A 14,645-nucleotide genomic window follows, 5' to 3' on the forward strand; every position below is an offset into this window, starting at 1 on the left:
GCTTACACCTCAATATTGGTCAGCATGCGCATGACAAACAGATTGACTGTCAACATTCCGCCCACAATGAAACAGGCCGGAATGAACCAGGGGTGATCCATAACCCCATCGTAGTAATGCGGATCATTGATCAAAATCGCCATCAAAGCGAGCAGGGGGAAAGCGGACAGAAAGCGGCCAGACCATTGGGCCTCGGCGGTGATGGCTTTTACCCGGCGAAACAGGCGGAAACGGGCGCGGATCACTTTTGCAAGCCCGGCCAGAACTTCGGCGAGGTTACCACCCGATTGCTGCTGGATCGTCACCGCAACCGCCAAGAACCGCATATCCTGAATGCCGAGCCGCTCAGCCATGTCTTTCAGCGCTTCCCCCACATCGCGACCATAGGCGGCCTCATCGGCGATAATACCAAACTCGGTTGCGAGCGGATCTTCCACTTCTTTGGCGACAATCTGTACAGCTGAGGAAAACGGATGGCCAACGCGCAGGCTGCGCACCATCAGTTCTACCGCGTCCGGCAATTGCTCTTCGATCATCGAAATGCGTTTTTTGGCCTTTTTATTGACCCAGAAGAACACGCCACCCACACCAATCAGAACGGATCCCAGAATGCGGATTTTCAGCTCTGTTTGGGTGCCAACGCTTAGCCCGACAAAGGCGAGAGCGCTGAGCGCTGCCATGATCATCATCAGTTGCTGCGGGCTAAAGGCAATCGCGGCTTTTTGTGCTTTTTCCGCCAAAAGCGAATAGAGCGGGATCGACTTTGACGACATATGCTGGCTCATCTCCTTGCGGAGTTGTTCAAGCACCTGTTCGCGGTTGCCCCCTTTTTCCAGCATCTCAAGGCGACGATTTACCTTGCTGTTGAGGCTGATCGATTTGCCAAAGCTGACAAGATACACACCTTCGACCAATGCAAGCACCGCCAGGAAGATCAAACCATAAATAATGGGCTCAATGGGCAATTGCATCAGTAGCTCTCCATCACGGTGGGCTCATAGATCGAGGCGGGCAGGTCATACCCCCAAAGGCGGAAACGTTCCGAGAAATTGGAGCGCACGCCAGAGGCGGTGAAATGGCCGATGATCTTATTGTCAGGGGTCAGGCCCACACGCTGGAAGCGGAAGATTTCCTGCATGGAAATAACGTCTCCCTCCATCCCGGTGATTTCGGTAATCGAGGTCATCCGGCGCGAACCATCCTGTAGACGCGAGGCCTGCACAATCACGTTCACAGCGGATGAAATCTGGCTGCGCACCGCCTTGATTGGCATCTCAATACCCGCCATCGCGATCATGTTTTCCAGACGTGACACCCCATCACGGGCTGAGTTCGCGTGAATCGTGGTCATCGAACCATCATGGCCAGTGTTCATCGCCTGCAGCATGTCGATCACCTCTTCACCGCGGGTTTCCCCCACAATGATGCGATCGGGGCGCATCCGCAGCGCGTTTTTCAGACAGTCGCGCGGGCTGACCTCACCTTTGCCTTCGACGTTTGGCGGGCGACTTTCCATCCGACCTACATGGGTTTGCTGCAGCTGGAGCTCGGCGGTATCCTCAATCGTCAGGATCCGCTCAGCATTGTCGATAAAGGAAGATAGCGCATTGAGAGTGGTGGTTTTACCAGAGCCCGTTCCGCCAGAAACAATGATGTTCAGACGCGTTGCCACAGCTGCTTGCAAATAGGCCGCCATTTCCTCGGTAAAGGCGCCAAAATTCACCAGGTCATCAATACCCAGCTTGTCCTTTTTGAACTTACGAATAGAGACAAGCGACCCATCCACCGCAATCGGTGGCACCATAGCGTTAAAACGCGAGCCATCAGCAAGACGCGCATCCACATAAGGGTTTGATTCATCTACACGACGTCCCACAGCGGAGACGATCTTGTCGATGATCCGCATCAGGTGCTTTTCATCCTTAAAAGTGATGTTTGACAGCTGTAGCTTGCCCGAGCGTTCGACAAAGATCTGTTGCGGGCCGTTTACCAGAATATCGCTAACGGTATCATCTTGCAAAAGCGTTTCGAGCGGGCCGAGGCCCGTCACCTCGTCGTACAGCTCCTTGTTGAGGCTCTGGCGATCCTCGCGGTTCAGCACCACGCCCTTTTCTGTCAAAATCTCGGTGGCGATCGCAGAAATCTCGTTGCGCAGCTCCTGCTCATTGGCATGTTCTAGCGCTGACAGGTTGAGATTTTCCAGAAGCTCGCGGTGCAGCTCCACCTTGATTTGGCCCAGCCGCTCCTTGCGCTTGCGCTCTTTATCCAGCGGTGCGGCTTCGGCCGCGGTTTTCGGCTGCATGGGTCTGCGCAAAGAGGTTTGCGATTGCTCGCTCGGAGCTGCCTTTGGGGAAGCCTTAACGGGCTGGGCTTGATCTTGCTTTTTATAACGAGAAAACATCAATCACCTTGTAAGATCAATTAGGCAGCTTCGGCGTCGTTTTTGCCCAGCTCATGCAGGGATTGGGCCAATTTGCCAATTTCCTTGCGCAGCGGATTTTTGGGAACAGAAAGCGCCAAGGGCTGGCCGTGGTCACAGCTTTGTAAAACGGGTTTGCCCCCATCAGGCAACAGAATGTCGATCGAGATATCCAGCGATTCCGAGAGGCGTTTAACCCGGCTCTTGCCACCCAGATCCGTGAATTTGGGGGCGCGGTTCAGGACAAAACGCAGCTTTTCAAACGGCAAATCTTCGGATTGCAGCAGACGTTTGATCCGCAGCGCATTTTGCGCGCACCGCATATCCAGCTCATGCACTGCAAAGTAAAGATGCGACATTGTCATTACAGTTTCGGACCATTGCACCAATGTTTTGGGCAGATCGATAATGACAAAATCAAAATGTCGACGTGCCATTTCAATCAGCCGCGCAACATCTTCAGGCGCAATGAAATCCAACGGCATCATTTCGGCGGGGGCGGTGAAGATCTTCAACTTGTCTTCATAGGTGCACAGCGCCTGCAGGAAGGATTCATCATCCAAAGCATCACTATCGTTTAGCAACTCGGCCACCACTTCGCGGCGTGGCAGGTCCAGATAGGTTGCAATTGAACCGTACTGCAAATCCAGATCCAGCACACAGACCTCGGGGCTATCCCCCTCGCAACGGTCGGCAATCTCCCAGGCCAGATTGGTGGCAAGCATTGTTGCCCCAACACCACCAGCAAGCCCGTGGCAGGCGATTACAGCGCCCTCACGCTGATTCTTCGAGGAAATGACCGGCTTGTGTTCAGTTGGCACAGGCTGGCTGTTCAGGCGTTCAATGGCGGATTGCAGCTCGGTTTCCGGCAGCGGGTAGGGGATGAATTCATCGGCACCTTTGCGCAGCAGATTGTGCAACGAGGCTGGTGTGACATCCTCTGCAATTAGGATCACCTTGATCTTGCGGGCCTTGGCGGCGGCGATGATCGCCTCAAGCTGTTCAAGATCGTCTTCATCCTCGCAATCCATTGCAAGCGCAATGAATTCAAGGTCTTTTGCATCATCTTGTGCAAAGAACGGCAGCGCTTCGGCAAAGGAAAGATCCCCCCAAGATTCCCCCAGGGCGGTTTCCATATCCTCAATCAACAGATCAAAATTCTGGACATCCCGGCTGACGGTGCAGGCGGTGATCGAATTTGTCTCTGGTTGCGGGATGCCGCTGCTCATTAACTTTGTCCTCTTTGATGGGTGTGCCCGGCTTTTGCTGCAGGCCTGTCCGGTCCGGTTCCTCCAGACGCAGTTCACCCTATGCAAAGAGGATCTGGGAAAATATGGGCGAGATTGGGGCTAAAAAGCCCCAAATGTGAGGAATTGTTTAAGAGTCAAAAAAAGCGCCAGTAAAGTGGCGCTTTTTAAATAGTCACAATTTGAACGGATCTTATTCCCCGGTACCCAAACTGTTCGTAATCTCTCCATCCAGGGTGAGCGTGCCCGCAACAATCGCGCTTTCTACATAGTCGCGATAGATGATTGCGGCGTATTTTCCATCCAACTGCGAGGGGCGACCAACAAAGCCAGACACCTCTGTCACGGTGCGGCGATTGCGGCGTTCGCGGTCTTGCGTATTGATAATCGGCTGTGTCTCACCAAAGGAGACTACCGCTTCAAGCCGCTTGCGGCTGATGCCCTTCGACACCAGATAGCGCACGGTTGCATTCGCGCGGCGCTGGCCAAGATTGCGGTTATAGGCATTGCTGCCCACCGCGTCGGTGTGACCAAAGACCTTAAAGCGCACCTCGGGGAATTGTTTGATCCAGTCCGCTTGACGATCAAGCGTTGCACGGGCTGCGCCATCCAGCTGCGCGCTGTTGAATTCAAAGTTGATCGTGGTGGGAACTTCGCGGGCGAACCGTCGACCCAGCTCAATCACATAGCTGCGGTCACCACTGTGGATTGCAGTGTTGTGATGGTTCGAATTGCCGAATGTTCCACGATCCAGATAGCCACCAGCTTCGCGGCTACATGCGGCGGTGCCAAGCAAGGCTATGATAAGAAGAGATTTTCTAACCATGATCTCGTTTCCCTTAGTCCAGCACGTAGCCATAAGAGCCAATAAAGTCCTGGCTTGCAACTTCACCTGCTGCGCCACCACGCTGCGTGCGCGACGTCTTGCTGAGCAAAAACAGCTCCGCTTCGCTTGGCGGTTTCACCCGATCAGTGGGCAGGCTCAATGCGTCGCCGCGTGTTGGGGAAACCAGATGGGCGGAGACAATGATCACCAGCTCGGTTTGTTCGCGGCGGAAACTGGTGCTGCGGAACAATGTGCCCAGTACTGGGACATCGCCGATCCAGGGAACCTGAGCGACATTGTCGACAAAATCATCTTGGATAAGCCCCGCAACCGCAAAGCTTTCGCCGTCACGCAATTCCACGGTTGTTGCGGTCTCGCGCCGGTTAAAGGCAGCGATTGTAAAACCATTCAAGTTCAGAGCATTGTTTGGGTCGATCTCTGAAACCGCAGCCTTAAGTTCAAGGTTGATCAGATCACCATCCACGACGCGCGGAATAAAGTTAAGTTCGATACCAAAAGGTTTAAACTCAACCGTAATTGTATCGTCGTCTTGAGGCGTGGGAACGGGATATTCGCCACCAGCCAAGAAGCGTGCCTCTTGTCCTGAAAGTGCGGTCAGGTTTGGTTCCGCCAGCGTTCTTACAACACCCTTATTTTCAAGCGCTTCAAACAGGACGCCAAGTTCGGTGGAGCCGATGCCAAAGTTGAAAACCAAGGCACCAAGCGCGCCTGCGCCGGTTGTTACGCCATCTGGATTGTTGAGGAAGTTATTGCCTTGAAGCCATTGGCCCGTTTCAAGCGCTGCATCCGTGTCGAGGCCCGCAACAGAAGACCGCAGTTCCTTGGAGACGGATTTCTGCATCTCAGCAAAGCGGATCTGCAGGTTGACCTGCTGCACGCCGCCAACGCTCATCAGGTTTGACACCCGCTCAGGCGCATAACGTTCTGCAAGATCCAGCGCACGTTGCAGGCGCGCCGCGCTGCTTACGGTGCCAGAGAGAACGATGCCATCATTGGCGGTGCGGACTTCGATTTTTTCACCCGGAATAATCTGACGCAGGCGTTCTTTGAACTCGCTCACATCTGCGGCCACGCGCACATCCACATTGGTGATCAACCGCCCCGATGGATCCAGCAGGGTAAGCGTGGTCAGGCCAGGCTCTTTCCCCAAAACATAGATCGAACGATCCGACAGCGATGAAATATCTGCAATGCTGGGATTGGCGATGGTCAATTCCGCAAAGGGAGAATCGCTTTCCACAACAACAGCCCGGTTCATCGGGACATCCAAAGTGGTTGTTACGCCCTGACGTACCACGCGCAGACCATTGGCTGCGGCGCTATCTGCCAGCGGCATAGAAAACAGAGCAACCCCGGTTAGGGCTGCTGCCAACAAACGTTTAAATGACATGTGACCTGCCTTTCCGATCACGCCTCTAGGTTCGGGTCTTTTTGCCCGGATTTTTGGTACTGTGCGGTATAGCGTTAGTTAATGCAATAATCATTGTGTGAGCACGGCCCGGTGTGGAGGCGGTGCAACAGCACATTGAATGCCACTCCGGGTTGATATTTGGCCATGCAGAGATGTTTTTAACACCGGGCGGCTAGTTCGGCCAAGTGGTTGTTAATGACGTAATACAGGACGACGAATCCGCCGTCCTGTGTAGAAGGTGCTAAAATATCTTTAAATAATCAGTTGGTACAGGGAATCTGAACCGTAATCACCTCGGTGCCACGACGGTTTTTGATCGTGCAGACTTTCTCTTCCGGTTGGATGACAGGAGCTTCCTGTGCGGTCACGCCCAACAGTTTTCGTTGGTCAATTTCGATGACAGAGGCAATGGTGTCATCCTCTGCTCCAACCAAGGCCAGTGACAGCCGGCCGGTAGACTGTGCTTGCGCCAAAGCGGCCACTTGCTCTGGTTTCACCGACACGGTCACTGTTCGTGCAAGGACCGTTCCGTCAACATTGCCAGCTTTTTGGTCAACGGCGACAAGTTCGATATTGGACTGAATGAGACGAGTGACTTCGCCCATTGCTTGTCCGGCGCCATTCACCATATCACCGGTCCAATAGATATCGACACGGTCACTTGGGCGCAGGAAGCCCGACACCCCCGAGGCCACGTCGACCTTGATGGCAAAGGCACGCATGCCACGGGCCAGGCGCGAAGTAATGCCAGCCTCTTCGCCGGGTTTTGTCACTTTGACGGCAAGGATCGCCTCGCCAATTTCCATTTCACGTAGCACGACACGCTTGTCTTCGGGGCGATCCGGCGGAAACAGGCTCTCGGTGCTCTGGAAGGTGCCTTCGGGCAGGCTTTCCTTGGGCCAGCGTACCATACGCACTGCATCGGGCAGCAGTTTTTGACCGTATTTCAGCGGTTCATTTGCCACATAGATCTCTACGGTTGGAATGTTTTCTACCCGTGCAGATCGTTCTTGAGCCAGTGCGGTTTTATAGGCTGCAAAGCGGTCTTTCACCATCATTGTAGCGCCACCCGCAAGGGCGACCCCAACAACAAGCACAATTCCGAAAACAGCGCGCATGTACAGCTCCAGCGTTAAGGGCGCCCAACGCGCCGGTGCCAAATTCTTTTGACCAGCTTCCCAATTTCTAGGAATGATATGTGTTTTGCGAACATTCGGCAGCTATGTCCGTTGGACGGTTATTCCAGTGCCGAACCTTTTGCGACAACATCCGTACCAGTTGCATCCATATAGGTAGAGATTGCAGCTAATACGTTTTCGGCTCCATCGCGCAGCGGTGTGGTCAAAAGTAAGATTGCAGCCATCACAACCGCAGTAAGGATGACCCAATCAACAGTGATTGCGCCGCATTCGTCGTCGCGAAATCTATGAAGATATCGTTGCATATTGCTCTCGCCGACTTATCCAATGTTCGAGGCGCGCCAGAAAGCCCTGGCGCAACCTTTTTCGTACCAACTGAAACAGCAAGCAATGCCTGCGTAGCTCAGCTGAAGCGGGTCGATTACTCGATCGCGCCGGTGGTGCCCAGAGCGGTACCGGTTGCGTCCAGGTAAGTACCTGTCGAGTCAACCAGAGTTTCGGTGGAAGTGGAGATGCCGGAATAAACAACGCCAGCCAGAGCAGCAACAGCAGCGGTCAGAACAACCCAGTCAACAGTCACGGCACCGGATTCGTCTTTGCGGAAGTTTTTGAAGAATTTGATCATGATTAGTCCCTCCAAAGGATCTCATATACACTTAACTCAACCGCGGCGGCATTTAGCGGGGGGGCTCTCTCACCAGCGGATCCCCTATCCGTTGCGGTATGTGCATATATAGCCAATGGAGAATGGCAGCATTTGGGCTGAAAATCGGACTCACGTGCCCAATTTTAACTTCTTAGAAGTGATTGGCGTAAGTTATTGAAAGTAAACGCAATAAGAGAGAGTTATTTGTGTGTTTACGTGTCTAGCGAGCGGCAATTCTCCGCAAATGTGGCGAAATCGCCCAATTTAATACGCTTTTTCTGGTGATTTCTGCCCGAATGATAAAAACTTCCTTAATTGTTATTTAATCTGGGTGGCAAAATGCTCCTTTTGCGAAGTCTTTGCGCTGTGTTTTTGATGGCTGGAAGCGTTCACGCGCAGACAATCGAATCTCCACAGCAGGGAACAGCTGAGGTTGCGCCCCGCAAAACCCCGGCACCGTTTCCAAAGTTTAAGTCCAAAACCGTGCGCCCGCCCAAGCCGGGCACCAATAAACGCATACTGATTCAGATCGAGCCGAAACTGGATGTTGCTCCCAAGGCTGATGTCAGAGGTTCTGAGCAGGTGCAGCTGCCGCAGCCCGCAAAGTTCGCCAGCTTCTGGCAGGAGGTGTCACCAAAGCTCGACAACTCCGGCCCCGGTCGGCTGGAGCCTGCTTTGCTTGCGGTGCAGAAACAGTCCGGGCTGGCTGCGCCGCGTCTGCAGGCGCTGGACGATCTGTCCAAGGCCCACGGTATTCCTATTTTGGTGGAGACCGTAAACACACAGGTGTCGCCCGCGCTGGTGTTGGCGGTGATGATGGTTGAAAGCGCGGGGCGCGCAGATGCGCTAAGCAGCGCAGGCGCGCAGGGGTTGATGCAGCTGATGCCCGATACGGCGGCGCGATTTGGCGTGAAAGACGCCTTTGACCCGGCGCAAAACGTGGCGGGTGGTGTCAGATATCTCGATTGGCTGATGGAGAAGTTCGAAGGGGACCCGATCCTGGTGTTGGCTGCTTATAACGCGGGGGCAGGCTCCATTCGGGATCACAAAGGGGTGCCGCCATACCCCGAAACACGCGACTATGTGCCCAAGGTTCTGGCAGCGTTTAGTGTTGCGCGGGGCCTTTGTAAAACACCGCCGCAGCTGATTTCAGATGGTTGCGTGTTTCACGCGCTGAAATAACAAAGGCCGCGCAAGGGCGCGGCCTTTATGAATGCTGGTCAGAGCAAGGATTAGTCGACCAGCGTGGCCTCTGTGGCTTTCACCATGTCGTCCATGCTCACACCATCCGCGAGCTCGACAACCTTTAGGCCGCCCTCAACCACATCAAGCACACCCAGGTTGGTGATGATACGGTCAACAACACCTCTGCCGGTCAGCGGCAGGGTGCAGGCTTTCAGCAGTTTGGAATCACCGTGTTTGTTGGTGTGATCCATCACCACAACCACACGGCCAACACCGGCCACCAGATCCATGGCGCCGCCCATGCCTTTGACCAGCTTCCCGGGAATCATCCAGTTTGCCAGATCGCCGTTTTCGGCCACTTCCATCGCGCCAAGGATCGCCATGGCGATTTTACCGCCCCGGATCATCGCAAAGGACTGTGCGCTGTCGAAATAGGCGGTTTGCGGCAGCTCGGTGATGGTCTGCTTGCCTGCGTTGATCAGGTCTGCGTCCTCATCGCCGGCCACAGGGAAGGGGCCCATGCCCAGCATGCCGTTTTCCGACTGCAGCGTCACTTCTACGCCTTCGGGGATGTAGTTTGACACCAGCGTCGGGATGCCGATGCCGAGGTTCACATACCAGCCGTCCTGCAGCTCCTGTGCGGCGCGGGCCGCCATTTGGTTACGATCCCACATGGATTAAGCCTCCCGTACAGTGCGCTGTTCGATGCGCTTTTCATGATCGCCCTGAATGATGCGGTGCACGTAAATGCCGGGCAGGTGGATCGCATCCGGGTCCAGTGATCCGGTTGGTACGATCTCTTCCACTTCAACCACACAGATCTTGCCGCAGGTCGCAGCAGGCGCATTAAAGTTGCGTGCGGTCTTGCGGAACACCAGATTGCCGGTTTCGTCCGCTTTCCAGGCTTTCACAATGGCAAGATCGGCAAAGATGCCTTCTTCCATGATGTAGTCTTCCATCGCACCCTCGGGGCCGGTGGGGAACTGCTTCTCCAGCTTGCCTTCCGCGATCACGGTGCCCACGCCGGTCTTGGTGAAAAAGCCCGGAATGCCAGCACCGCCGGCACGCATGCGTTCCGCCAGGGTGCCCTGCGGGTTGAATTCAAGTTCAAGCTCACCTGACAGGTACTGGCGCATGAATTCCGCGTTCTCTCCCACATAGGATGAGATCATTTTCTTGACCTGACGCGTTTGCAACAGGATGCCGATGCCAAAATCATCAACGCCCGCATTGTTGGATGCAAAGGTCAGATCCTTGGTGCCTGCGTCTTTGATCGCATCAAGCAACAGTTCCGGAATACCGCAGAGGCCAAAGCCACCTGCCGCGATGAACATGCCGTCATGCAAAAGCCCATCAAGGGCCTCGGCGGCATTGGAATACACTTTCTTCATGAAGTCCTCCCGACTACTGAGATTTGCCCGAACTTGTCGCGTTGGGGCTGTCGGTGTCAAGAATACTGAGAGGTTTGGGTATTTCTACGGAAACGCCACGCGCCGGACTTCCGCGCGGTCGCAGGCACAGAAAAACCGCCACAAACGCTTGGTTTGCAGCGGTTAATTCTCAACAATTCAAAACAGATCAGGCTTCGTCGTCTGCCTTGGCAGCTGTTGCCTTCTTTGTGGTGCTTGTCTTTTTTGCGGTGGTTTTCTTCGCTGTGGTCTTTTTGGCTGCAGCTTTTTTCTTTGGGGCTTTTTTGCCCGCTTTCTCTGCAATCAAGGCCACCGCCATTTCAACGGTCACGTCTTTTGGCTCAACATCCTTGGGCAGGGTCGCGTTGACCTTCTCCCATTTCACATAGGGGCCATAACGGCCGTCCATGATCTGGATTGCACCGCCGCCATCTGGGTGGTCGCCCAGTTCCTTCAGCGCTTTCGCCGCCGCGCGGCGGCCACGGCCCGGATTGGCGCGTTTCTCCGCGATCATTTCGGTGGCAAGGTTCATGCCGATTTCAAAGACATCCATGGTCTCTTTGAGGTTCACATAAACCGGTTTTTCTTCATCTGGCAGCTGGTGCATCAAATAGGGGCCAAAACGCCCGAGGTTCGATGCAACAACACCACCGTCTGGGTGCTTGCCGATCTCACGCGGCAGGGTCAGCAGGGTGACGGCCTGCTCCAGCGTGATATCATTCGGGCCCCAGCCCGGCAGGTAGTCTTTGTTTTGCTTGGGCAGCGACGAACGCGGGGGTTTCTTGTTCTCAGGCGTGGCCTCGCCACGTTGCACATAGGGACCAAAGCGGCCTGACTTCAGGTGGATCTCATCACCGGCGTCTTCACCTAGAACGCGCTCATAGCCTTCAGCACCTTCGCCAGAAATCGGGCGGGTGTAGTTGCATTCCGGGTAGTTGCCGCAGCCAACAAAGCCGCCGGTACGTGAGGTTTTGAGATGCAGTTGACCGGTGCCACATTTCGGACAGCAGCGCGGATCGGTGCCATCCTCGCGCGTCGGATACAGCTGCGGCGCAAGCGCATCATCCAGCACATCCAGAACTTCGGAAATCCGCAGATCTGAGGTTTCCGAGATCGCCGCCGAGAAATCGCGCCAGAACTGGCCGAGCAGATCTTTGTAGTCGTGCTCTCCGGCAGAGACATTGTCGAGCTGATCTTCCAGTTCGGCGGTGAACGTATAGCCCACATATTTGCGGAAGAAGTTCAGCAAGAAGATCGTAACAATCCGGCCCTTATCCTCGGGGAATAGGCGGTTTTTGTCTTTGCGTACATAGTCACGATCCTGGATCGTGGTAATCACGGATGCATAGGTCGACGGGCGGCCAATGCCAAGCTCTTCCATCCGCTTGACCAGCGTCGCCTCAGTATAACGGGGCGGGGGCTGGGTGTGGTGCTGCAACGCCAGCACCGATGTATTGGCCGACAGCACAGCTGCGTCTTTGCCAGCTTTTTCGAAATCCGCCTGCAACGAGCCCGCAAATTTGATCGCTTCGCCCTGCATCACCTGCGGCAGACGTTTGTCATCATCATCTGTGACAACGTCGTCGCGGCCTTCTTCATAGACCCGCATGAAGCCATCAAACAGCATCACCTGGCCGGTGGCGCGCAGCACAACCTGCGCATCTGCTGAGGCAATATCAACCGTGGTGCGTTCCAGACGTGCCCCTGCCATCTGACAGGCCAGGGTGCGTTTCCAGATCAGATCGTACAGTTTGCGCTGATCATCTTCGGAAACCTTCAGCGAGGCAGCATCGCGGCCCATGTCGGTGGGACGGATACATTCGTGCGCTTCTTGCGCGTTCTTGGCTTTGTTTTTGTAGATGCGCGGCTCAGACGGCACATATTCCGCGCCATAGCGCTTTTCGATCTCGGCACGCGCAGCTGTCACAGCCTCGGGTGCCATGTCGATACCATCGGTACGCATATAGGTAATCAGCCCGGCCTCATACAGGCGCTGTGCTGTGTTCATGCACTGTCGCGCACCCATGCCAAACTTGCGGCTGGCTTCCTGCTGCAATGTTGATGTCATAAAGGGCGCAGATGGATTGCGCGACGCGGGCTTTGCTTCGACCGAGCGCGCAGTGAAATCCCGTGATTCAACCGCCTGAACCGCCAGTTCCGCCGCAGTGGAATTGGCCAGATCAAACTTGTCGAGCTTGTCGCCACCCAAAACCGTCAGCCGGGCTTCAAACTCCTGGCCGCGCGGTGTGGTCATCACGGCCTTCACCGACCAGTATTCGCGTGGGTTGAACGCCTCAATCTCCATCTCACGTTCAACGATCAAACGCAGGCAAACCGATTGCACCCGCCCGGCAGAGCGTGCGCCCGGCAGTTTGCGCCAAAGCACCGGCGAAAGGTTGAACCCAACAAGATAGTCAAGCGCACGTCGCGCCAGATAGGCTTCGACCAGCGGCATGTCGACCTGACGCGGGTTTTGCATCGCCTCGGTCACAGCTTCCTTGGTGATCGCATTGAACGTCACCCGGCTAACGCTGGTGGATTTCTTGATCGAACGACGTTTTGTCAGCGCTTCCTGCAGGTGCCAGCTGATCGCTTCTCCTTCGCGATCGGGGTCAGTTGCGAGGATCAACTCATCGTCGGTCTTCAGCGCATCCGCGATGGCTTTCACGTGTTTGCGGCTGTCTGCACCCACTTCCCATGTCATCGCAAAAGCGTCATCCGGGTCAACGGATCCGTTTTTCGCGGGCAAGTCCCGCACGTGCCCATAGGAGGCCAATACCGTGTAATCGGAGCCAAGGTATTTGTTGATCGTTTTAGCTTTTGCCGGCGATTCGACGACTACAACTGGCATAAATTAAGGACCTCTTCGGACGTATACGGCGGGTTCTATGGCTGGGCAAAGTGTCTTGCGCAAGGGGAGATTGTCAATCATGCAGCATCACATCGCCTATATGACCCATGTTTTCATAGCTCATTTATGCTGATTTTATGAGTGTAGCGCATTGAATTTGCAAAACAGTACGCAGCTGTATGCAAAATATTGGCGTATCCACGTGAATCATCTTGAGATGTCGTCGCTGTTAATCTTCCGACAAATCAGACCACCGGGTTGGCGATCCACATCCCCTTGCAACTCTAGTTCAACAAGCGCGGGCCCTACCTCTTGGGCAGATGTTGCAAGATCGCGGATCAATTGATCCTCCGGCAGCGGAGACGGGCCGAGCCGGTTCAAAATCTCCTGATGAAGCATCGCGGTTTCTTTCAAGCTGCGCTTTTCTGGTGGCGGAGCCGGTAATTCATCCGCTGCTGGGCGCTGAGGTTTGTGCAGGGCCTCAGCTGGCGGCAGAGTTGCGAGCACATCCTTTGAGCCGCGTATCAGAGCGGCGCCATCGCGAATCAAAAGATTGCACCCTGCGGCGCGGGCATCAAACGGGTGGCCGGGCACGGCCATCACCTCACGTCCAAGGTCCAGCGCATCGCGGGCGGTGATCAGGCTGCCTGACTTTGCAGCCGCTTCGACCACCACAAGGGCGCGGCCCAATGCGGCGATGATGCGATTGCGTTTGGGAAAATGGCGCGCTTTGGGCGGCAACCCCATGGGCTGTTCCGACAGCAAGAGGCCGGTTTCACAGATTCGGTCCGCGAGCTGCGCATTTTCTGCCGGATATATAACGTCAACGCCGCCCGCCAAAACGGCAATGGTTCCGGTTTCAAGGGCGGCTTCATGGGCGGAGGTATCAATGCCGCGCGCAAGGCCGGAAATCACAACCTGTCCGTCTTGCCCCAGCCCACGGGCCAAAGCCCGCGCCATGCGCAACCCCAGTGAGGATGCATTGCGGGCCCCAACCAGCGAAACCGCGGGCCGTTTGAGGGCCGATAGATCGCCCTTGGCCCAGATCAACGGCGGTGCATCTGCAAGATCTTTCAGTTGTTCAGGATATTCAGGATCACAAAAGCACAAAAGCCGCGCTTTGGCGGCTTTTGCGGCATCCAATTCGGCGTCCACGGTACTGGCTGGGCATATTTCATAGCCTTTAACACCAGCGGTGCGCGCCACTTCGGGCAACGCGGCCAGCGCATTCTGCGCTGAGCCATATGTGTCGAGCAGGCGGTGAAAAGTCACCGGTCCTACACGCCGAGAGCGCAACAGGCGAAGCCACGTATAACGAGTATCTTCCGTGGTGGGTGGGAGTGGGGGGTGAGTGGAAGAAGTGTGTTCTTCGATCATCCGTTGCTCCACCTTGTTGCACCACCATGATTACGGTCACACCGGTTAACAGATGGTGAATGTTTTGTAGTTTTTTGGCTTTTTCCTAAAAAGGGTTCTATTCTACGTTGTCCA

At 55.1% G+C, this 14,645-nt stretch carries 13 protein-coding genes; 1 reads left to right on the forward strand and 12 read right to left on the reverse strand.

From position 1 onward, the window contains the following. Nucleotides 1-2 precede the first annotated feature (2 nt). From GG681_RS10615 to GG681_RS10650, 8 genes are all read right to left on the reverse strand, one after another. A complete protein-coding gene (locus tag GG681_RS10615; RefSeq protein ID WP_153547927.1) occupies nt 3-971 on the reverse strand; it encodes a type II secretion system F family protein in 969 nt (322 codons plus the stop codon). After that, nucleotides 971-2,401, reverse strand: a complete 1,431-nt coding sequence (locus GG681_RS10620; RefSeq protein WP_153547928.1) for a CpaF family protein — start codon at nt 2,399-2,401, stop codon at nt 971-973. The genes GG681_RS10615 and GG681_RS10620 overlap by 1 nt, the downstream gene beginning before the upstream one ends. Nucleotides 2,402-2,421: 20 nt before the next feature. Continuing rightward, nucleotides 2,422-3,648, reverse strand: coding sequence for an AAA family ATPase (locus GG681_RS10625; RefSeq protein WP_153547930.1), 1,227 nt, complete (start codon nt 3,646-3,648; stop codon nt 2,422-2,424). A gap of 211 nt (nt 3,649-3,859) precedes the next feature. Then, on the reverse strand, nt 3,860-4,492 hold the full coding sequence (locus GG681_RS10630; protein WP_153547932.1) for an OmpA family protein: 633 nt from the start codon (nt 4,490-4,492) through the stop codon (nt 3,860-3,862). 13 nt (nt 4,493-4,505) lie between these two features. Further along, the gene (locus GG681_RS10635) at nt 4,506-5,903 is read right to left on the reverse strand and encodes a type II and III secretion system protein family protein (protein ID WP_153547935.1); all 1,398 of its coding nucleotides are present in this window, start codon (nt 5,901-5,903) and stop codon (nt 4,506-4,508) included. 281 nt (nt 5,904-6,184) lie between these two features. Next, nucleotides 6,185-7,042, reverse strand: coding sequence for a Flp pilus assembly protein CpaB (cpaB, locus tag GG681_RS10640; protein ID WP_153547937.1), 858 nt, complete (start codon nt 7,040-7,042; stop codon nt 6,185-6,187). Nucleotides 7,043-7,161: 119 nt separating this feature from the next. Beyond that, the gene (locus GG681_RS10645) at nt 7,162-7,368 is read right to left on the reverse strand and encodes a hypothetical protein (RefSeq protein ID WP_153547939.1); all 207 of its coding nucleotides are present in this window, start codon (nt 7,366-7,368) and stop codon (nt 7,162-7,164) included. Between the two features lie 116 nt (nt 7,369-7,484). After that, on the reverse strand, nt 7,485-7,688 hold the full coding sequence (locus GG681_RS10650) for a hypothetical protein (RefSeq protein ID WP_153547941.1): 204 nt from the start codon (nt 7,686-7,688) through the stop codon (nt 7,485-7,487). A gap of 396 nt (nt 7,689-8,084) precedes the next feature. Here GG681_RS10650 and GG681_RS10655 point away from each other — a divergent pair, with 396 nt between their 5' ends. After that, nucleotides 8,085-8,891, forward strand: a complete 807-nt coding sequence (locus GG681_RS10655) for a lytic transglycosylase domain-containing protein (RefSeq protein ID WP_153547943.1) — start codon at nt 8,085-8,087, stop codon at nt 8,889-8,891. Nucleotides 8,892-8,941: 50 nt separating this feature from the next. Here GG681_RS10655 and GG681_RS10660 read toward each other — a convergent pair whose 3' ends face one another. From GG681_RS10660 to dprA, 4 genes are all read right to left on the reverse strand, one after another. Next, complete coding sequence (locus tag GG681_RS10660) at nt 8,942-9,568, reverse strand: 3-oxoacid CoA-transferase subunit B (protein ID WP_153547945.1); 627 nt, start codon at nt 9,566-9,568, stop codon at nt 8,942-8,944. A gap of 3 nt (nt 9,569-9,571) precedes the next feature. Then, complete coding sequence (locus GG681_RS10665) at nt 9,572-10,285, reverse strand: CoA transferase subunit A (protein ID WP_153547947.1); 714 nt, start codon at nt 10,283-10,285, stop codon at nt 9,572-9,574. 187 nt (nt 10,286-10,472) lie between these two features. Beyond that, entirely contained in the window at nt 10,473-13,154 is a 2,682-nt protein-coding gene (topA, locus tag GG681_RS10670; protein WP_153547949.1) for a type I DNA topoisomerase, read from the reverse strand. A gap of 207 nt (nt 13,155-13,361) precedes the next feature. Next, a complete protein-coding gene (dprA, locus tag GG681_RS10675) occupies nt 13,362-14,531 on the reverse strand; it encodes a DNA-processing protein DprA (protein ID WP_153547951.1) in 1,170 nt (389 codons plus the stop codon). Between the last annotated feature and the right edge of the window lie 114 nt (nt 14,532-14,645).

Origin of the sequence: Tritonibacter aquimaris, assembly GCF_009617595.1 — a bacterium.
GTDB classification, from domain to species: Bacteria; Pseudomonadota; Alphaproteobacteria; order Rhodobacterales; family Rhodobacteraceae; genus Epibacterium; species Epibacterium aquimaris.

Excerpts from the sequence above, each read along its gene's own strand:
- GG681_RS10635 (WP_153547935.1), bottom strand. The coding sequence starts at position 5,903 with ATGTCATTTAAACGTTTGTTGGCAGCAGCCCTAACCGGGGTTGCTCTG.
- GG681_RS10655 (WP_153547943.1), top strand. The coding sequence starts at position 8,085 with ATGGCTGGAAGCGTTCACGCGCAGACAATCGAATCTCCACAGCAGGGA.
- GG681_RS10620 (WP_153547928.1), bottom strand. The coding sequence starts at position 2,401 with ATGTTTTCTCGTTATAAAAAGCAAGATCAAGCCCAGCCCGTTAAGGCT.
- GG681_RS10615 (WP_153547927.1), bottom strand. The coding sequence starts at position 971 with ATGCAATTGCCCATTGAGCCCATTATTTATGGTTTGATCTTCCTGGCG.
- GG681_RS10630 (WP_153547932.1), bottom strand. The coding sequence starts at position 4,492 with ATGGTTAGAAAATCTCTTCTTATCATAGCCTTGCTTGGCACCGCCGCA.
- GG681_RS10650 (WP_153547941.1), bottom strand. The coding sequence starts at position 7,688 with ATGATCAAATTCTTCAAAAACTTCCGCAAAGACGAATCCGGTGCCGTG.
- GG681_RS10660 (WP_153547945.1), bottom strand. The coding sequence starts at position 9,568 with ATGTGGGATCGTAACCAAATGGCGGCCCGCGCCGCACAGGAGCTGCAG.
- dprA (WP_153547951.1), bottom strand. The coding sequence starts at position 14,531 with ATGATCGAAGAACACACTTCTTCCACTCACCCCCCACTCCCACCCACC.
- cpaB (WP_153547937.1), bottom strand. The coding sequence starts at position 7,042 with ATGCGCGCTGTTTTCGGAATTGTGCTTGTTGTTGGGGTCGCCCTTGCG.
- GG681_RS10645 (WP_153547939.1), bottom strand. The coding sequence starts at position 7,368 with ATGCAACGATATCTTCATAGATTTCGCGACGACGAATGCGGCGCAATC.
- GG681_RS10625 (WP_153547930.1), bottom strand. The coding sequence starts at position 3,648 with ATGAGCAGCGGCATCCCGCAACCAGAGACAAATTCGATCACCGCCTGC.
- GG681_RS10665 (WP_153547947.1), bottom strand. The coding sequence starts at position 10,285 with ATGAAGAAAGTGTATTCCAATGCCGCCGAGGCCCTTGATGGGCTTTTG.
- topA (WP_153547949.1), bottom strand. The coding sequence starts at position 13,154 with ATGCCAGTTGTAGTCGTCGAATCGCCGGCAAAAGCTAAAACGATCAAC.